Source organism: Cupriavidus phytohabitans, assembly GCF_017815025.1.
In the GTDB taxonomy this organism is placed as follows: domain Bacteria; phylum Pseudomonadota; class Gammaproteobacteria; order Burkholderiales; family Burkholderiaceae; genus Cupriavidus.
Window position 1 is genome coordinate 24,477 of the sequence record NZ_JAGIQB010000037.1, and the last position, 19,112, is coordinate 43,588.

General features: G+C 67.3%; 16 protein-coding genes. 9 read left to right on the forward strand and 7 right to left on the reverse strand.

Annotation, left to right across the window (positions count from 1 at the left end; genetic code table 11):
• Window positions 1–146: 146 nt before the first annotated feature.
• Window positions 147–1,307 (forward strand): porin, encoded by a 1,161-nt coding sequence (locus J8I34_RS23250; protein ID WP_209807107.1) that lies wholly within the window; start codon window positions 147–149, stop codon window positions 1,305–1,307.
• A 59-nt stretch (window positions 1,308–1,366) separates the two neighbouring features.
• Entirely contained in the window at window positions 1,367–2,323 is a 957-nt protein-coding gene (locus tag J8I34_RS23255; protein WP_209772590.1) for a DUF1177 domain-containing protein, read from the forward strand.
• Between the two features lie 10 nt (window positions 2,324–2,333).
• Here the strand turns inward: J8I34_RS23255 and J8I34_RS23260 are convergent, their stop codons facing one another.
• Window positions 2,334–3,314 carry a DedA family protein/thiosulfate sulfurtransferase GlpE gene (locus J8I34_RS23260; protein WP_029045042.1) on the reverse strand — a complete coding sequence of 327 codons (981 nt, stop codon included), beginning with the start codon at window positions 3,312–3,314 and terminating at the stop codon, window positions 2,334–2,336.
• A 348-nt stretch (window positions 3,315–3,662) separates the two neighbouring features.
• Between J8I34_RS23260 and kdgD the strand changes: the two genes are divergently transcribed.
• Both kdgD and J8I34_RS23270 read left to right on the forward strand, forming a co-directional pair.
• Window positions 3,663–4,577: a 5-dehydro-4-deoxyglucarate dehydratase gene (kdgD, locus tag J8I34_RS23265; RefSeq protein WP_029045043.1), complete on the forward strand. Its 915-nt coding sequence runs from the start codon at window positions 3,663–3,665 to the stop codon at window positions 4,575–4,577.
• 113 nt (window positions 4,578–4,690) lie between these two features.
• Complete coding sequence (locus tag J8I34_RS23270; protein ID WP_029045044.1) at window positions 4,691–6,217, forward strand: aldehyde dehydrogenase (NADP(+)); 1,527 nt, start codon at window positions 4,691–4,693, stop codon at window positions 6,215–6,217.
• 163 nt (window positions 6,218–6,380) lie between these two features.
• Here J8I34_RS23270 and J8I34_RS23275 read toward each other — a convergent pair whose 3' ends face one another.
• From J8I34_RS23275 to gudD, 3 genes are all read right to left on the reverse strand, one after another.
• Entirely contained in the window at window positions 6,381–7,391 is a 1,011-nt protein-coding gene (locus J8I34_RS23275) for a Bug family tripartite tricarboxylate transporter substrate binding protein (RefSeq protein WP_209807108.1), read from the reverse strand.
• Window positions 7,392–7,515: 124 nt separating this feature from the next.
• The gene (locus tag J8I34_RS23280) at window positions 7,516–8,541 is read right to left on the reverse strand and encodes a Bug family tripartite tricarboxylate transporter substrate binding protein (protein WP_029045046.1); all 1,026 of its coding nucleotides are present in this window, start codon (window positions 8,539–8,541) and stop codon (window positions 7,516–7,518) included.
• Window positions 8,542–8,586: 45 nt separating this feature from the next.
• Window positions 8,587–9,960, reverse strand: coding sequence for a glucarate dehydratase (gene gudD, locus J8I34_RS23285; RefSeq protein WP_029045047.1), 1,374 nt, complete (start codon window positions 9,958–9,960; stop codon window positions 8,587–8,589).
• A 112-nt stretch (window positions 9,961–10,072) separates the two neighbouring features.
• On the opposite strand from gudD, the gene J8I34_RS23290 reads away from it, so the two are divergent.
• Window positions 10,073–10,870 carry a FadR/GntR family transcriptional regulator gene (locus J8I34_RS23290; RefSeq protein ID WP_051320311.1) on the forward strand — a complete coding sequence of 266 codons (798 nt, stop codon included), beginning with the start codon at window positions 10,073–10,075 and terminating at the stop codon, window positions 10,868–10,870.
• An 82-nt stretch (window positions 10,871–10,952) separates the two neighbouring features.
• Here J8I34_RS23290 and J8I34_RS23295 read toward each other — a convergent pair whose 3' ends face one another.
• The gene (locus tag J8I34_RS23295) at window positions 10,953–11,582 is read right to left on the reverse strand and encodes a response regulator transcription factor (RefSeq protein ID WP_029045049.1); all 630 of its coding nucleotides are present in this window, start codon (window positions 11,580–11,582) and stop codon (window positions 10,953–10,955) included.
• 255 nt (window positions 11,583–11,837) lie between these two features.
• On the opposite strand from J8I34_RS23295, the gene fusA reads away from it, so the two are divergent.
• Window positions 11,838–13,946, forward strand: a complete 2,109-nt coding sequence (gene fusA / locus J8I34_RS23300) for an elongation factor G (RefSeq protein ID WP_209772595.1) — start codon at window positions 11,838–11,840, stop codon at window positions 13,944–13,946.
• A gap of 53 nt (window positions 13,947–13,999) precedes the next feature.
• On the opposite strand, the gene J8I34_RS23305 is transcribed toward fusA, so the two are convergent.
• Window positions 14,000–15,058 carry a DUF1338 domain-containing protein gene (locus tag J8I34_RS23305; RefSeq protein WP_209807109.1) on the reverse strand — a complete coding sequence of 353 codons (1,059 nt, stop codon included), beginning with the start codon at window positions 15,056–15,058 and terminating at the stop codon, window positions 14,000–14,002.
• A 197-nt stretch (window positions 15,059–15,255) separates the two neighbouring features.
• Between J8I34_RS23305 and J8I34_RS23310 the strand changes: the two genes are divergently transcribed.
• The gene (locus tag J8I34_RS23310) at window positions 15,256–16,182 is read left to right on the forward strand and encodes a LysR substrate-binding domain-containing protein (protein ID WP_029045052.1); all 927 of its coding nucleotides are present in this window, start codon (window positions 15,256–15,258) and stop codon (window positions 16,180–16,182) included.
• Between the two features lie 643 nt (window positions 16,183–16,825).
• Window positions 16,826–17,299 (forward strand): ferric iron uptake transcriptional regulator, encoded by a 474-nt coding sequence (fur, locus tag J8I34_RS23315; RefSeq protein WP_035876691.1) that lies wholly within the window; start codon window positions 16,826–16,828, stop codon window positions 17,297–17,299.
• 27 nt (window positions 17,300–17,326) lie between these two features.
• On the opposite strand, the gene J8I34_RS23320 is transcribed toward fur, so the two are convergent.
• A complete protein-coding gene (locus tag J8I34_RS23320; protein ID WP_209807110.1) occupies window positions 17,327–18,253 on the reverse strand; it encodes a DMT family transporter in 927 nt (308 codons plus the stop codon).
• A 535-nt stretch (window positions 18,254–18,788) separates the two neighbouring features.
• On the opposite strand from J8I34_RS23320, the gene J8I34_RS23325 reads away from it, so the two are divergent.
• A complete protein-coding gene (locus J8I34_RS23325; RefSeq protein ID WP_209807111.1) occupies window positions 18,789–19,109 on the forward strand; it encodes a PadR family transcriptional regulator in 321 nt (106 codons plus the stop codon).
• Window positions 19,110–19,112 lie beyond the last annotated feature (3 nt).

The following is a 19,112-nucleotide window of genomic DNA, read 5'->3' on the forward strand; positions in this document are numbered from 1 at the left end:
AGGGGAGCAAAACAGCAACACGGGCGCTCGATCAGCAGCTAGCCATCCCAGGCCGGTCACGGCCACGACAAACAACAAAACCTCGCCCGCGAGCCGCCCAGCGCCGCCCGCGTGGCCCCTTTTTTGCCTTTGGAGGAGAAAACACAATGAGCCAAACCCTTCGCCACGCCGTGCGCATGGCATTGCCGCTGCTGCTCGGCCTGCCAGCCGCCGCGATCGCACAGTCGGGCGTGACGCTCTACGGCGTCATCGACACCGCGCTGACCTACCAGACCCATTCCAACCCCGCCGGCGATGCGCAGGTCGGCATGCAGCAAAGCGGCGAAGGCTTCCTGTCGGGCAGCCGCTTCGGCCTGAAGGGCATCGAAGACCTCGGCGGCGGGGTAAAGGCCGGCTTCGTGCTGGAGAACGGGTTCCTCGGGGACACCGGCAAGTTCGACCAGCAGGGCCAGCTGTTCGGCCGCCAGGCGTACGTGAAGATCGGCAACCAGTGGGGCGAGCTGGCGCTGGGCCGGCAGTACACCACGGCCAACACCATGCTTTACTACGTCGATCCGCTCGGCGTGGGCGCGGCGCCGTCGAACTCGTGGATGGTGTACCTGACCGGCCAGCGCTACGACAACGCCGTCAGCTACACCGGCAACTTCGGCCCGGTGTCGCTGATCGCCGAATACGCGCTGGGCGAGACCGCGGGCAACACCCGCGCCACGTCGTCCATGTCGTTCGGCCTGAAGTACGCGGCCGGCCCGATCACCGCGATCGGAGACTTCCAGCAGACCCGCGACAGCCAGAGCCGTACCGCGAACATCTACCTTGCGGGCCTGAAAGCCGCGGTCGGCCGCGCCAGCCTGTTCGCCAACTACATCCACAGCGACCGCGAAGCGGGCTTCGACTCGTCCAAGGGCGGCACGGACACGGCCACCATCACCAGCATGTCGACCGCCGCCACGCCGACCAACCGCGCGGCGATCAACTCGGTGTTCGGCAGCAGCCGCCACGACGACTTCTTCACGCTGGGCGCGAGCTATGCCGTGACAGGCAACGTGACGCTGACCGGCAGCGTGATGCACAACCGCACCCGCGCCGACAGCTTCAGCGGCAACCGCACCACCGCGTATGCCGTGGCCGACTACGCCTTCAGCAAGCGCACCGACACCTACCTGGCGCTGGCCTTTGACCGCGTCCACGGCGACTGGTCGGGCCTGTTCGGCAACAACACCACCAGCTGGACCGGCGGCAGCGGCACGCCGCTGGACGGGCGCGACAGCCAAGCCACGGTGATGGTCGGCCTGCGCCACCAGTTCTAACGATTCAACCGACACCCGGCCCGCGCCATGCGGGCCGGGCACATCATCTGGAGAAAGCCATGGCCCTGCAGCAGACGCTGGTCATTCACGAAGCCCTGGACAGCCCGCACGCCAACGGTGCGGTCGTCAGCGAACTGTTCGCGCCCTACGCCGGCGCCGGCGTGACCGTGCAAGTCACCACGGTCAATAACGCGCCGCCCGAGAACACGGCCAATACCACCGACTTCATCACCATCGTGATCCCCGGCACCGCCGGCAAGCGCGGCGGCGGCAAGGCACCGACGCTGGGCGTGATCGGCCGCAACGGCGCCATCGGCGCGCGTCCGGAACTGGTGGGCCTGGTGTCCGATGCAGACGGCCCGATCGGCTGCCTGGCGGTGGCGCTGAAGCTCGCGCAGATGAAGGCGCGCGGCGACCACCTCGCCGGCGACGTGATCGTGACCACGCACCTGTCGACCGATGTCTCGATGCAGCCGCACGACCCGGTGCCGTTCATGGGCATGCCGGTGTCCTCCGACACCATGAACGATTACCAGGTGCTGCCGGAAATGGAAGCGATCCTGTCGATCGACGCATCCAAGGGCAACAGCATCATCAAGCACCGGGGCTTCGCCATCTCGCCGACGGCGATGCAGGGTTACATCCTGCGCGTGGCGCCGGACCTGGTGGCGACGATGGAATCGACCACCGGCTGCCCGGCGGTGACCTTCCCGATCTCGCTGCAGGACATCACGCCGTACCACAACGGGCTGTACCACTTCAACAGCATCATGCAGCCGCACGTTGCCACGGCGGCGCCCGTGGTTGGCGTGGCAGTGACCGCGCAGTCAGTGGTATCGGGCAGCGCCACCTCGGCCAACCACGAGATCGACATCGCCGAGGCGGTGCGCTTCTGCGTGGAGGTGGCCAAACGCTTCGGCGTCGGCAAGTGCCAGTTCTTCAATGCTGCCGAGTGGGAAAAGATCCGCGCGATCTATCCCGACCTGTCGGTATTCCAGACCGCCGGCAAGCGCTGAGGCTTGCGGCTCAGCGCGCCGCCACCTTGCCCGGATCCGGATGCGTGACGACAGGCGGCACGGTCTCGCCGTGCCGCCGCTTCCACTCGTCGAAGCCGCCGGCGAGCGCCCAGGTTTTTGGATAACCGGCAACACGCAGGCGTTCGGCCAGCAGCGCCGCGGACATCTCGTTCGGGCAGGCGCAATAGACCACGATGTCGGCCTCGGCAGGCGGCACGCCCAGCGCGTCGAGGCTGTCGAGCGCGCCCTGCATGTCGAGCACCATCGAGCCGGGGATGCGCTCCATCGGCATGTCGCCATGGGCCCGCACGTCGATCACGACGGGCAGCGTGCCGGCCAGGCGGCGCGATTCCAGTTCATCCACGCTCATGCGCGGCACGCGCTTCGTGATGCGCAGCAGCCGGAAGCGGCGCCACGAGCGCCACGCCAGGAACACCAGGAACGCCACCACCACCGCCACCAGCGCCATATGGCCGTAGGTGCTGAAGCCCTCCAGGATGGCGTCGATAAAGTCGCTGAACACCACGCCGATCAGCAGGCCGCTGCCGGCCCACACCAGCGCGCCGATCGCGTCATAGAACAGGAACACCGGCAGCGGCGTGCCGGTCATGCCGGCCATCGCGGTTGACAGCGCGCCGGCACCGGGCAGCAGCTTCGCGACCACCAGCGAGCGCGGCCCCACGCGCAGGTACAGCGACTGGGTCTGGCGGATGCAGGAATCGGGCGAGATCGATACCTTGCAGATGGTGCGCAGCATCGGCTGCCCAAGCCGGCGGCCGGCGAAGTACCACCCGGTATCGGCAATCAGGCAGGCGACGATCACCGCGGCCAGCACCGCGCCGATCGACGGACCGGTTTCCTGCATGCCGAGCGCGCCAGCGACGAATAGCATCGGGTACGCCGGCACCGGCAGCCCCGCCTGTTCGACCAGCACGTTCAGGAATACCAGCATCAGCCCGTGGTTTTCCAGCAAGGCCTGTAACTCTCCCACCGTGTGCTCTCCCTTGGTTCAGGATGCCAGTGTGCCAGCCGGCTGCGGCCAATGCACGGGGTGGCTTTGCATGGACGCATCAAAATTATTGACTACCCAGCACCTACGTTGTCCTACAACCAGATGTCAATCAATTGTTATGGCACCGAGTCATGCCTGCCTTCTTCCAATGCACTGCCCTACGCCCGCCGCGCGCCATCTCTTCCTCCCGGTAAACCCCCGGGCCGGTCCTACCCTATTGCCTTTGCCGAGCCGTTGTCGTACGATGACTGATAACTCGGATGACCTGCCGCCCGGCAAGCCTCCGCCGTCACCACCCTGGGCCGCCGGCCCGATCAGGATTTCGCAATGCTCGCACCTAACGAACTCAAGCAGATCGTCTCCGAAGGCCTGCTGTCCTTTCCCATTACCGACTTCGACGCCAAGGGCGACTTCAACGCGAAGTCCTATGCCGCCCGCCTGGAATGGCTGGCCCCGTATGGCGCCACCGCGCTGTTCGCCGCCGGTGGCACCGGCGAGTTCTTCTCGCTGACCCCCGCCGACTACACCGCCGTGGTCGATACCGCGGTCAAGACCTGCGCAGGCAAGGTGCCTATCCTGGCCGGCGCCGGCGGCCCGACCCGCACCGCCATCGCCTACGCGCAGGAAGCCCAGCGCCTGGGCGCGGCCGGCGTGCTGCTGCTGCCGCACTACCTGACCGAAGCCAGCCAGGACGGCATCGCCGCCCACGTGGAAGAGGTCTGCAAGTCGGTCGACATCGGCGTGATCGTCTACAACCGCGCCAACTCCAGGCTGAACGCCGACCAACTGGCCCGCCTGGCCGACCGTTGCCCCAACCTGATCGGCTTCAAGGATGGCGTGGGCGACATCGAGTCCATGGTCAGCATCCGCCGCAAGCTGGGCGACCGCTTCTCTTACCTGGGCGGCCTGCCCACGGCGGAGGTCTACGCCGCCGCCTACAAGGCGCTGGGCGTGCCGGTGTACTCGTCGGCGGTGTTCAACTTCATCCCGAAGACAGCGATGGACTTCTACCGGGCCATCGCCGCGGACGACCAGGAGACCGTCGGCCGCCTGATCGACAACTTCTTCCTCCCGTACCTGGCCATCCGCAACCGCAAGGCCGGCTACGCCGTCAGCATCGTCAAGGCCGGTGCCCGCATCGTCGGCCGCGACGGCGGCCCGGTGCGCGCGCCGTTGACCGACCTGACCGGCGAAGAAATGGAAATGCTGGGCACGCTGATCAACAAGCTCGGCCCGCAGTAATCCTTTCTGCCATTACACGGCGACAGGCCGGCCGCGGGGCGCTTTGCCCTCCGGCCGGCTTGTCCACTTTTGCCACCCTCTGCCACACTCAAACGCTGACAAGGAAACCTCCCATGCAAATCACCGGCGACATGCTGATCGGCGCGCAAGCCGTGCGCGGCACCGAATCGACGCTGCAGGCCATCAACCCGGCCACGGGCGAGACCCTGGGCCCCGACTTCCACGGCGGCGGCCAGGCCGACGTCGAGCGCGCCTGCGCGCTGGCCGAAGCGGCCTTCGACACCTATCGCAATACCTCGTCCGAGCAGCGCGCGGCCTTCCTGGAAGCGATCGCCGCCGGCATCGAGGCACTGGGCGACACGCTGATCGAGCGTGCCCACCAGGAAAGCGGCCTGCCGGTCGCGCGCCTGCAGGGCGAGCGCGGCCGCACCGCCGGCCAGTTGCGCCTGTTCGCGACCGTGCTGCGCGAAGGCCGCTGGCAAGAGGCCACCTTCGACGCCGCGCTGCCCGAGCGCACCCCGCCGCGCCCCGACCTGCGCATGCAACGCATCGCCATTGGCCCGGTGGCGGTGTTCGGCGCCAGCAACTTCCCGCTGGCCTTCTCGGTTGCCGGCGGCGACACGGCCTCGGCGCTGGCAGCCGGTTGCCCGGTGGTGGTCAAGGCGCATTCGGCGCACCTGGGCACGTCCGAGCTGGTCGGCCGCGTGATCCAGAAAGCCGTGCAGGATGCCGGCCTGCCGGAAGGCGTGTTTTCGCTGCTGGTGGGCGCGGGCAATGTCGTGGGCACGGCGCTGGTGTCGCATCCCGCGATCCAGGCGGTCGGCTTCACCGGTTCGCGTTCGGGCGGCATGGCGCTGATGCAGGCAGCCAACGCGCGGCCGCAGCCGATTCCCGTGTACGCCGAGATGAGCAGCATCAACCCGGTGTTCCTGCTGCCCGCTGCGCTGCAGGCGCGCGGCGCCGAGATTGGACGCCAGCTGGTCGATTCGCTGGTGCTGGGCGTCGGCCAGTTCTGTACCAACCCCGGCCTGGTCATCGGCATCGAAGGCCCGGCGCTGGACCAGTTCCGCGCCGCGGCGCTCGACGCGCTGGGTGGCAAGCCGGCGGCGACCATGCTGACGCCGGGCATCCATGCCGCCTATGAAAAGGGCGTGGCGCAGCTGTCGTCGCTGGATGGCCTGCAGCGCATCGGCGACGGGGTTGCCGCCACGGGTGTCAACCAGGCCCGTCCGGTGATGTTCGAAACCACCGCCGCGCAATTCCTCGCCGATCACCGCATGCAGGCCGAAGTGTTCGGCCCGTCGACGGTGCTGGTGGTGTGCCGCGACCTGGAAGAGATGCTCGCGCTGGCACGCCAGCTGGAGGGCCAGCTCACCGCCACCATGCAGCTCGACGACGCCGACCATGAGGCCGCGCGCCAACTGCTGCCGGTGCTGGAGCGCAAGGCCGGGCGCGTGCTGTGCAACGGCTATCCGACCGGGGTGGAAGTGGCTTATGCGATGGTGCATGGCGGGCCGTTCCCGGCCACGTCGGACGTGCGCTCGACCTCGGTCGGCGCCACGGCGATCGATCGTTTCCTGCGCCCGGTCTGCTACCAGAACCTGCCGCAGGGATTGCTGCCGGCGGCGCTGCAGGGATAAGCGCAGCGCCTGCAGTGACTGGCCCCGCCTTGTGCGGGGCTTTTTGTTTTGAATCGCCGGCGCAAGAATCGCCGGCGCAAGGACAAACGGCCCGCGTTCAACACGCGGGCCGTTATGGCATCGCAGCGCCCCTGCGGGGCGTCGGAGCAAATATCCCTGCGTATCAAGCCTCCAGCTTGATCCCCGCCTGCTTCACCACCCCCGCCCAGCGCGCCTGCTCGGCAACAAAGAACTTGCCGGTTTCTGCCGGCGTCATCGTGACCACTTCAGCACCCTGCTGGACCAGTTGCGAACGCAGTTCTGGAGCGCGGATGATCTTGATCAGCTCGGCGTTGATCCGCGTCACCAGCGCATCCGGCATGCTGGCCGGCGCCATCACGCCCTGCCACGTGCCCGATTCAAAATTGGGCACGCCCTGCTCGGCAATGGTCGGCACGTTCTGCAGCAGCGGCATGCGCGTGCGCTTGGACTGGGCGATCAGCTTGAGCTTGCCCGACTGCACATGCGGCAGCGTGGCCAGCATGCCGTTCATCAGCACCTGCGCGCTGCCGCCGACGGTATCGGCGATCGCCTGCGAGCCGCCCTTGTACGGCACGTATTGCCACTTGGCGCCGGTGGCCTGCTCCACCGCCACGCCGGCCAGGTGGGGCGCGCTGCCGATCGCGGTCACGGCAAAGTTCAGCTGGCTGCGCTTGGACAGCTCGACCAGTTCTTTCAGGTTGCTGACCTGCACCGACGGATGCACCACCAGCAGGTGCGGCGAGTACGCCAGCATCGTCACCGGCTTCAGGTCCTTGGCGATATTGAAGGTCAGCTTGGTATAGACCGAGGGGCTGATCGCCAGCGCGCCGATGTCGCACAGCATCAGCGTGTGGTTGTCGGTGGCCTGCGCGACCAGTGCCGCGCCGACGTTGCCGTTGGCGCCGGGCTTGTTGTCGACCACCACGGACTGGCCCAGCGCTTCGCCCAGCTGCTTGCTGATCAGGCGCGCGATGATGTCTGACGAACCGCCGGCGGTGTACGGCACCACGAGGCGGATCGGGCGCGTCGGCCACGCCTGCTGCGCGGCATGGGCAACGTTAGTGCCGGTGGCCAGGCCGGCCAGCGGGCCGGCGGCGATGCCCGCGGCCAGCGCGGAAGTCTGCTTGAGGAAGATGCGGCGTCCCTGGGTCATGCTATGTCTCCATTGTTGTTGCAAGTGCGCCGGCGCGGCACGGTGGTCGTGCGGCGGCCGGCGCTGTCGGTGTGTTAGTCAGGTGCGGTTGCTGCCTGTTGCTGCCTGTTGCTGCCTGTTGCGCTCAGTCGAGCACGATGCGGCCCTTCTCGATCACGGTCTTCCAGCGCTGCAGTTCCTGCGCTTCAAACTGGCTGAACTGCTCGGGCGTGTTCGCGACCACCTCGAAGCCGTTCTCCGACAGCTTCTGGCGCATCCTGGGGTCGTTCAACGCGCCGACCAGCGCGCCATGCAGGCGCGTCTTCACGTCGGCGGGCAGTCCCCGCGGCGCGGCGACGCCCTGCCACGAATAGACCTCGACCTCCTTGACGCCGGCTTCCGCCATGGTCGGCACGTTGGGCAGCACGGCGGAGCGCTTGTCCGCCGTCACCGCCAGCGCCTTGAGCTTGCCGGTACGGATGTGCTGCAGCACCGCGTTGATGTTCTGGAACGACACGTCCACCTGGCCGGCGAGCAGGTCGGAGATGGCCGGCGCACCGCCCTTGTATGGCACGTGCAGGCCGTCGGTGCCGGTCTTCTGCCAGAACAGCGCCGCGGTCAGGTGGTCGGACGACCCCGCGCCGGACGAGGCAAAGCTGACCTTGCCCGGGTTCTTCTTCATGTGCGCCACCAGTTCCTGCACGTTCTTCGCCGGGAACTGCGGATTGACCACCAGCACGTTAGGCGCGCGTACCGCCACCGTCAGCAGGTCGAAGTCCTTGACCGGGTCGTAGCCAAGGTTCTTCTGCAGGAACGGGTTGACGGCAAAGACGCCGATCGACGCCACCAGCATGGTGTAGCCGTCCGCCGGCGCGCGCTTGACGAAAGTCGCGCCGATGGCTCCGGTCGCGCCGGGCTTGTTGTCGACCACGAAGGGCTGGCCCAGCTTCTCGTTGAGCGGCGCCGTCAGCATGCGCGCGATGGTGTCGGTGGAGCCGCCCGCGGGGAACGGCACCACCACCGAGACCGGGCGCTGCGGCCAGTCTTGCGCGGCCCGGGCGCTGCCCGCCGTCAACGCGGCCAGCGCGGCGACGGTCAGCACCGAGCCGACGGCAACCACGCGCAGCCAGGCTTGCAGGCGCAGCGCGCCCGTGCGTTGGAAGGGATACATCATCGTCTCCTGCTAAATCTTGTCGATGCCGGACTGCCGTCCGGGTCAGCGCACCATGCAGGGCGCCTTGTTGTTGAACTGCCAGCCGGGGATCAGGAACTGCATGGCGATGGCATCGTCGCGAGCGCCCAGGCCCTTGCTCTGGTACAGCGCGTGGGCGCGGCCCAGCGCGTCCATGTCGAGTTCCACGCCAAGGCCCGGCGTCTTCGGCACCTCCACCAGGCCGTTCTCGATCTTCAGCGGCGCCTTGGTCAGGTTCTCGCCGTCCTGCCAGATCCAGTGCGTGTCGATGGCGGTGACGCGGCCCGGCGCGGCGGCGGCCACGTGGGTGAACATCGCCAGCGAGATATCGAAGTGGTTGTTCGAGTGCGAGCCCCAGGTCAGGCCCCATTCGGCGCACATCTGCGCCACGCGCACCGAACCCTGCAAGGTCCAGAAATGCGGGTCGGCCAGCGGGATGTCGACCGACTGCAGGCGCACCGCATGGCCCATCTGGCGCCAGTCGGTGGCGATCATGTTGGTCGCCGTGGGCAGGCCGGTGGCGGTACGGAACTCGGCCATCACTTCGCGGCCCGAATAGCCGTCTTCGGCACCGCACGGGTCTTCGGCGTAGGCGAGCACGCCGCGCTTGTCACGGCACAGGCGCACGGCCTCGGCCAGCGACCAGGCGCCGTTGGGGTCGAGCGTGATGCGCGCCTTCGGGAAGCGCTCGGCCAGCGCCAGGATCGCCTGCATCTCTTCGTCGCCGCGCAGCACGCCGCCCTTGAGCTTGAAGTCGTTGAAGCCGTAGCGTTCGTACGCGGCCTCGGCCAGGCGGACGACCGCCTCGGGCGTCATCGCCACTTCATTGCGCAGGCGGAACCAGGCGTTGTCGGCATCGGGCTCGGTGCGGTAGTCCAGCGTGGTGCGCTGGCGGTCGCCGATATAGAACAGGTAGCCCAGCATCTCGACGGCGTCGCGCTGCTGGCCTTCGCCCAGCAGTGCCGCCACCGGCACCTCCAGGTGCTGGCCAAGCAGGTCGAGCAGCGCCGCTTCCAGCGCGGTGACGGCATGGATAGTGATGCGCAGGTCGAAGGTCTGCAGGCCGCGGCCGCCGGCATCGCGGCTGGCGAAGGTGGCACGCACGCGGTTCAGGATGGCCTGGTATTGGCCGATGGGCTGCCCGACCAGCAGCGGCCGGGCGTCTTCCAGCGTCTGGCGGATGCCTTCGCCGCCCGGCACTTCGCCCACGCCGGTGTGGCCGGCGCTGTCGCGCAGGATCACGATATTGCGCGTGAAGTACGGGCCATGCGCGCCGGACAGGTTCATCAGCATGCTGTCGTGCCCGGCAACGGGCACCACGGTGAGTTCGGTCACCACGGGAGTCTGGCCGGCACCGGCGTGCGTGGCGGGGGCGGCGGAAGTGGCGGGATGGGTCATTCGGGTCTGGTCTCCGGCATTGCTATGTTATCTGTCATCGTATGACTGATAACCCAGTATAATAAGGCCATCTCGAACCGGTCAAGTCCGGGAAACCCCGCCCGTAACCGCCATGCCTACCGCACGCAATCCTGCCCTGCCCGACCCGTCCGCCGCTGCCACCAGCGCGCCCAACGCCGCCGCGGCCTTGCCGCTGCGCCGCCGCGGCCGCACGCTGGCCGAGGAAGTGGTACAGGCGCTATCCGAGGAGATCCGCCAGGGCCAGCTCAAGCCCGGCGACAAGCTGCCGACCGAATCGGAAATCATGGCGACGCAGGGCGTAAGCCGCACGGTGGTGCGCGAGGCCTTGTCGCGGCTGCAGGCCAGCGGACTGGTCGAGACCCGCCACGGCATCGGCACGTTCGTGCTGGCGCGCGCGGCGGAAGCGCCCTCGCCGTTCCGCATCGGGCCGGATACGCTTGGAACTGCCATCGATGTGATGGCGATGCTGGAATTCCGCGTCAGCCTGGAGGCAGAGGCTGCCGGACTGGCCGCCGCGCGCCGCAGCGACGCCCAGCTGGCCGCCATGCGCCAGGCGCTTGACGAACTCAAGCGCAACACCGGGGCTGGCAGCGACGCGGTGGACAGCGATTTTGCCTTCCACCTGGCCATCGCGCGCGCCACCGGCAACCGCTACTTCACCGACATCATGGGCCACCTGGGCACCATGCTGATCCCGCGCAGCCGTCTGCAGGTCAATACGCCGGAGCGCGAACAGTACTTGGAGCGCGTCCAGTTCGAGCACGAGAACATCTACGACGCAATCGAGCGCCGCGACCCGGACGCGGCCAAGGCGGCGATGCGCATGCACCTGACCAACAGCCGCGAGCGGCTGCGCAAGGCCTCGGGCTCCGGCAGCGCGCAGGCCTGACGCCCGGAGTCCCGGACGCCCCACAGGGCGTGCCTGTGGCCCAAAGTCATACGATGTCCGAACAATTGCCAGCGACTGGCATTTACAAGGCGAGGCGGCAGCGGCGCGCGAAGTCGACCAGTTCAACCAGCGACGACACCTGCAGCTTGGCCATGATGCGCGCCTTGTAGCTGCTGACGGTCTTGTTGCTGATAAAGAGGCTGGCGCTGATGGCCTTGTACGACATGCCGCGCGCCAGCATCTGCAGAACCACCAGTTCCTTGTCGGAAAGGCGGCGCAGCATCTCATCGTCGGCGGAAACGGCATGGCGCGAGCCGCCATCCCGTCCCATCGCGGGGAACACCGTGTAGCCGGCCAGCACCGACTCGACCGCGCGCAGGATTTCCTTCAGGTCCTGTGTCTTGCTGACAAAGCCCTGCGCGCCGACCTGCCACGCGCGGCTGACGAACACCGCCGGGTCGAGCGCCGTCACCACCAGCAGGCGCACCTGCGGATGGATCGCCCGCAGGCGCGGCGCCACGTCGAGGCCGCTCGAGCGCGGTATGTCGAGATCGAGCAGCACGAGGTCGGGCATGCGCGCGCGCACCAGGTCGAGCGCGCTTTGCCCGTTGTCGGCCTCGAGCACTTCATCGACGCCGAGGAGCTGCAGCAAATGGGTCTTGAGAATCAGCCGCATCGCCGGGTGGTCGTCAACGATCAGGATGGTGGTCATGCGTCGGTTCGCGTGAATGGGTATGTCGGGGCATCGGCCGGCGCGATGCAGGCCCAGTATAGGGAGGCACGACGGCGCGTAGGATGGGAGGATTCCGCAAGGTATTGCAGCTCGCCCCTAGGCTCGCCTCAGACGCCGCGCACCATTGCATGCACGACCACGCGCCGCACGCGTGCGTTCCCCTGCGTGTGGCAGGGGCAACGGCAAAGGCCCAGTGGTGCTACTCTATTCGGAGGTGTTACCCAGGAGAACACTGTGTCCCGCAAGACCCCCATCGAGCGCTACCGCAACATCGGCATCAGCGCGCATATTGACGCCGGCAAGACCACGACGACCGAACGCATCCTGTTCTACACGGGCGTCAACCACAAGCTGGGCGAAGTGCACGATGGCGCTGCCACCATGGACTGGATGGAGCAGGAGCAGGAGCGCGGCATCACCATCACGTCGGCTGCCACCACCGCCTTCTGGAAAGGCATGGCCGGCAATTACCCCGAACACCGTATCAACATCATCGATACGCCGGGACACGTCGACTTCACCATCGAAGTCGAGCGCTCGATGCGCGTGCTCGACGGCGCCTGCATGGTCTACGACGCGGTCGGCGGCGTGCAGCCGCAATCCGAGACGGTCTGGCGCCAGGCCAACAAGTACGCGGTACCGCGCATTGCCTTCGTCAACAAGATGGACCGCGTCGGCGCGGACTTCTTCCGCGTGCAGGCGCAGATCGCCGACCGCCTCAAGGGGCGCGCCGTGCCGATCCAGATCCCGCTCGGCGAGGAGGACCATTTCCTGGGCGTGATCGACCTGGTCAAGATGAAGGCCATCGTCTGGGACGATGCCAGCCAGGGCGTCCGCTTCGAGTACCAGGAGATCCCGGCCGAGCTGCTGGCGACCGCGCAAGCCTGGCGCGACAAGATGGTAGAAGCCGCGGCCGAGGCCGACGAGGCCCTGCTCGAGCGCTACCTGTCGGGTGAAGCGCTGACCGAAGAGCAGATCAAGCGCGGCCTGCGCAAGCGCACCATCGCCAACGAGATCGTGCCGATGCTGTGCGGCAGCGCCTTCAAGAACAAGGGCGTGCAGAGCATGCTCGATGCTGTCATCGACTACCTGCCCTCGCCCGCCGACGTGCCGGCCATCCTCGGCCACACCGAGGACGACCGCCAGGCCGAGCGCCATCCGAGCGACGACGAGCCGTTCTCGGCGCTGGCGTTCAAGATCATGACCGATCCCTTCGTCGGCCAGCTGATCTTTTTCCGCGTGTATTCGGGCGTGGTCAATTCCGGCGATACCGTCTACAACCCGCTCAAGTCCAAGCGCGAGCGGCTTGGCCGAATCCTGCAGATGCATGCCAACGTGCGCCAGGAGATCAAGGAAGTACGCGCCGGCGACATTGCCGCGGCAGTCGGGCTGAAGGAGGCGACCACCGGCGATACGCTGTGCGACCCGGACAAGGTCATCATCCTGGAACGCATGAGCTTCCCCGAGCCCGTGATCTCGCAGGCGGTGGAGCCCAGGACCAAGGCCGACCAGGAAAAGATGGGCATTGCGCTGAACCGCCTGGCGCAGGAGGACCCGTCGTTCCGCGTGAACACCGACGAGGAATCCGGCCAGACCATCATCTCGGGCATGGGCGAGCTGCACCTGGAAATCCTGGTCGAGCGCATGCGCCGCGAATTCAATGTGGAAGCGTCGGTGGGCAAGCCGCAGGTGGCTTACCGCGAGACCATCCGCCAGCCGGTCAAGGACGTGGAAGGCAAGTTCATCAAGCAGTCCGGCGGCCGCGGCCAGTACGGCCACGTGGTGCTGAACCTCGAGCCGATGCCGCACGGCGCCGGGTACGAATTCGTCGACGCGATCAAGGGCGGCGTGGTGCCGCGCGAGTTTATCCCCGCGGTTGACAAGGGCATCCGCGAAACCTTGCAGTCGGGCGTGCTGGCAGGCTATCCGGTGGTGGACATCAAGGCCACGCTGGTGTTCGGCTCGTACCACGACGTGGACTCGAACGAGAATGCCTTCCGCATGGCGGGCTCGATGGCGTTCAAGGAAGGCATGCGCCGGGCCCGGCCGGCGCTGCTGGAGCCGATGATGGCGGTCGAGGTGGAAACGCCGGAGGAGTTCACCGGCAACGTGATGGGCGACCTGTCGTCACGCCGCGGCATGGTGCACGGCATGGAAGACATTGCCGGTGGCGGCGGCAAGATCGTGCGCGCCGAAGTGCCGCTGGCGACGATGTTCGGCTACTCGACCACGCTGCGCTCGCTGACGCAGGGTCGCGCGACGTTCACCATGGAGTTCAAGCACTATGCCGAGGCGCCGGCCAACGTGGCCGAAGCGGTGATTTCGGCGAAGAAGCTTGGATAGGCGCGTGGCTTCTCTCTCTCCCTGAACGGGAGAGAGAGAACATCATCTGCGGCTCAGCACGCCGCCGCGGTCATCCTGAAAATCCCCTGCGCATTGCCCGCGTCAAACCCAAGGTCATAACGCTGTGGCGCAGCTTCCGCTTCGGCAAAGCGCTCGCGCGTGATGAACTCATAGAAGGACCCCGGCACCTCGCGCTCGACGGCCTCGCCCTGCGCACCGATGAACGTGCGGCGCACGGTATCGGCGCGGAACGCCGTCTGCTTGACGCGTCCGCTTCCGGACACCTCCACCTTGTCCTTCATCGGCCGGCCCAGCCGCTTCTGCTGCTCGGCCAGCGCGAACACGTCGTCGACGCGGTCGGTGGCGTGGTTGAAGGCATTGCCTTCTGTCGCGATCCACGCCATTTCGGCCGATTCGCGCAGCAGCGCTTCATAGTCAGCCAGCCGCGGCGCGGTGTGCTGGCGCTCGAAGCACGGCACAAGCAGGCCGACCAGTTCGGCGCCGTCGGCCACGGGCAGCGCGCCGTCGCGCTCCAGTTGCCACAGCAGCGTCTGCGCGCGCGGCGTCAGCGGATCGACGGAGCGGCCGGTCACGCGGCTGACGGCGGCGCGGAAGTCTTCGCTGAAGCGCTCCGGATGCAATTCGCTGACGAAGAACTGGGCGATGTCCTCGGATGCGTCCGCGTGCGCGTACGAGCGCCCGGTCATGCCGATGCGGTCGAGCGGATACGTGCCGTTGAGCACGTAGCCCAGCGGCCGCAGGATGCGGGTAAAGGCGGCCTCGCCTTCGGGCAGCGCGCCGTTGTCGCGCCACTTGACCGTGCGCAGCGCGCCGTGGTCGAAGGTGACCTTGCCGCCGGCGGCGGCCACGTCGTCGGTGTAAGCGCGGCCGGTCGGCACGCGCTCCAGGATGCCGCCGAACAGCACCATGTTCAGCGCCTGGGCGATCTCGGCCCGGGTGGCGCGGCCTTGTGGGTCCTGTGGGTCCTGTGGGTCCTGTGGGTCCTGTGGGTCCTGGAGCAGGCTGGCCGGCAGCGTGACCAGCGACATCAGTTGCGCGGCGCGGGTGGCGCCGACGTTGGCGGTAAGGAGCGTGGAGATATTGGATGACATGGGCGCTTGGATGTGGGCGTCGCGGACCGGCTTGCACCCCGGCGGGCGAGGCGGGCAGGGCCACGATCTGCGGGGCAGGATAGTGCCCCGCGCAGCCCGCGCACAAGCGCGCATTGCGCACAACGTTGTGCGCGCGGCGCACGACCTCCGGTATCGCGCCGCTGTTTATACTGTCGGACTTCCTTTCCCGCCCTCCCATGAGAAACGACATCCCCAACCTGGGCGCGCTGCAGGCCTTCGAGGCCTCGGCACGGCTGGGCAGCTTTACCCGCGCCGCGGCCGAGCTGGCGCTGACGCACAGCGCGGTGGGGCGGCAGGTGGCGCAGCTCGAACAACGCCTGGGCGTGGCGCTGTTCACGCGCGTGCGGCGTCGCCTGGAACTGACCGAGACCGGGCGCGAATACGCCGCGCGCATCCGCCGGCACCTGGACCACCTGCAGCGCGACACGCTGGAAATCAGCACCGGCCGCGCCATGGGCTACACGCTGGAACTCGCGGTGGTGCCCACCTTCGCCACGCAGTGGCTGATCCCGCGGCTGCCGGACTTTGCGCGGCGCCATCCCAACGTCACCGTCAACCTGTCGGCGCGCTCGCAGCCGTTTTCCTTCCAGGAGTGCGCCTACGACGCCGCCATCTATTTCGGCGACCAGTTCTGGCCCGGCACGCGCGGCGGCGTGATCTTCCGCGAAGGCGGCATGGTGCCGGTGTGCAGCCCGGCCTTTCTCGCCGCCCATCCCGTCACCGATGCCGCCAGCCTGGCACGCTGCCGCCACCTGCACCTGAGCACGCGCGCCAACGCCTGGCGCGACTGGTACTTGGCGCAGGGCTGGGACTTCAGCCTCGCGTCGTCGCGCGGGCCGCGCTATGAGCTGTTCACGATGATGACGGCCGCCGCCGCCGCGGGGCTCGGCATCGGACTGGCGCCACGGCTGCTGATCGAACGCGAGCTGCAGACCGGCCAGCTGGTGATCCCGCTGGCCGGCATGCTGGACGAGCACCAGGGCTACCAGGCTTACTATTTCGCCTATCCCGAGGGCCGGCCGGAATCGGAAGCGCTGGCGATGTTCCGCGGGTGGATCCTGGGCCTGTCGCGCGACATGCCGGCCGACGGCTCCGAAGGCTGACCAAACTCGTTCACACCGCCCGAAACAGTACTTTTTCAGTGCTGCCTGCGCGGACATCTTTTTCCACGTCTGCCGGGATGCGCCACCAGTTCTGAACGCAGGCCGTCCGGCGGGCATTTTTGCAAACGCGGCGGCCGATGGTCAGCACCGGTGAAAATTTCTCTTGAAATGAGATCGATTCCCATTTACTATTCGATCACTGCCTGACGCACGGTACTTCACCAGCCAGGCAGCCCGGCCAGCACCGAGGCCGCCGCAGCATGCGGCAGTGCCCCGAATCCTGGCAGGCACAGATTTTCCGGACGCCGCGACGTGGTCATCCCCCGCGGCATCCGACACCGACTTTTGTGGGGACCGCTCCGTCACGCGGAGCGTTTGGCAGTAGCCAGTCTTCGGAAGATCGGGAAAGCAACCAGACCCCGCTTTCCCGATCGCGTCTTCCGCAGGCAAGCCAGGCCGCCTTTTTATTCAGCGCGTCGTGCAGGCACGGCGCGCCGTCAGGGACGCCAGCGCTGCGCGCGGCCGGCCCTGGCGCTCCAGCCTGAATATCCCGCCAAGCCATCGACGCCGCCCCAGCGCGGCGACTGGCACGGTGCCGCCCTGCCCGAAGCGGGGCAACAGCAGGATCCCAATGCCATCCGCCATGTCATCCGAACGGTCCAATCCGATCCACCTCAAGCGCGCCGGCCTGAAAGCCACGTCGCCGCGGATGCGGATCCTTGAAGTGTTCCGCACCAGCGCACGGCGCCATCTCAGTGCGGAGGATGTCTATCGCATCCTGCTGACCCAGGACGAAGATGCGGGCCTGTCCACGGTGTACCGGGTGCTTAACCAGCTGGTGCAGGCCGACATCCTGCTGCGCCACACCTTCGAGTCCGACCATGCCGTGTTCGAACTCAACGAAGGCGGGCACCATGACCATCTGATCTGTGTTGCCTGCGGCCGCGTGGAAGAATTCCGCGACGAAAGCATCGAGCAGCGCCAGCGCCAGGTAGCCGCCGACAACGCCTTTATCTTGCGCGAGCACATGCTGGTGCTGTATGGCGTCTGTCCCGAGTGCCGTGCCAGTGAACCGGACGAAACACACATGTCCGCGGCGCTGCCCACGCAAGCCTGAGCACGCCCGAGGTCCGCTGCTGACAGTTCAGCGCTTCGCGGCCCCCCGCAACGCCGCGGCTGTCGGCACGTCGGCCGCCGCTGGCCGCAACACCAGCCACACCGCCAGGCCGATCAGCGCGCCGCCCACCGCGTGGGCCCACGACAGCGCTTCGCCCAGGAACAGCGCGCCCCAGACGATGCCGAATGGCGGAATCAAGAAAGTCACGGTCAGCGAGCGCACCGGGCCAAGGTCGGCAATCAGCCGGTAATAGAGGATGTAGGCCAGCGCCGTGCAGAGCACGCCCAGGCCCGCCATGGCGGACCACACACCGACGCCGGCATCGGGCAGCGTGTTGTGGCGCCACAGCGCAACCACGCAAAACGGCAGCAGGAACAGTGTCGCGCCGACCATGCTGCCGGCCGCGACCAGGCGGCTGTCCAGGCCGCCGCGCTCGGTGATCCAGCGTCGCGCCAGGAAGCCGGACAGGCCATAGCAGGCGGTCGCTACCAGGCAAGCCAGCGCGCCAAGCAGCACTTCGGTGGAGAACGCGACCGGGCCGGTGCGCGTCAGCACCGCCACGCCGGCCACGCCCAGCATCACGCCCACCGCCTTGGCGCGCGTCAGCCGCTCGGAAAAGGCCAGCGCGCCAATCACGACGCCCATCAGCGGCGTCATGGCATTGAACACCGCCGAATAGCCCGCCGGCAGCCACAGCGCCGCCACCGCGTACATGGCGAACGGAATGCCGGAGTTGATCACGCCCAGTGCGAGCACCGCCGGCCATTTGGCACGCATGTCCCAGCGCAGCCCCAGCATCGGCAGGCACACGGCGAGCGTGATGGCGGCAACGAGCACGCGCACGAATGCGGCCGGCATCGGACCGAGCACGGGCGCGCCGATGCGGATAAACAGGAAGCTGGCGCCCCAGAGGGCAGCCAAGGCAAGCAGGCGTGCGAGATCGGTGGGTTTCATGGAAGGCGGTGGCATGCCGCAGGACCACGGCGGGATGGAGGTGTCGCGATTTGACGCCGGTGCCGGCACGGGCGCAAGCCGGATCCGGACATCTGCATCCGTTACATGCGATTCATGCCGCACATGCGACGTCGCTTTTTCGCAGCAGTTGATGGATCTACCTCACATTAACGCGCCTTTTTGGGCACAATGGGAACAACTGCTGGGCGTTTTTCGTTCGAACCGCCTTCACCCATACCCCTCCCTGGGAGGGGTGCCGAAACAGACAGGTGACAATCCGTATTCAATTAAATTAAACTCTGGTCTGCGCCAGAGTTAATTGACCCCTCCGACGCATTCCCGACAAGCCGCCAGGAACCCTGGCGGCTTCTTTTTTGCCTGCGCTGTTTAAAGTTACTTATCAGTCACACTCAGCACGGTAAAATCCCGCCAACTGGCAGCGTTTCCGCTTTTGCCGGTACAAGGTCTGCAAACCCAAACATCCAGGATGCCGCCCGCGTCAACCACCGGGTCGGCTGCCGCGTTGCCAGATTTCATGAAACGACAGTTCCTGGGCCTGCTTGCCCGCGTCTACGTCCTGCAATTTGCCCTCGAAGTCCCCGCCACGGTGGCCATGCTCGCCGACATGCTGCTGGAGTATGGCTTCCAGGTCGACATCGGCACCGTGCGTCCCTTGCTGCGGGCCCTGCAGATGGAGGGCTACCTCGAAAGCGTGTTGCGTGACGGCATCGGCCGCGTCTACCAGCTGACCGAGCGCGGCCGCGAGGAACTGGCGGCCAGCCGCCAGCGCATCGACGAGCTGTACCGCCGCCTGCACGCCGACCTTACCACCCCCGACACGCCGCGCAAAGCCTGACCG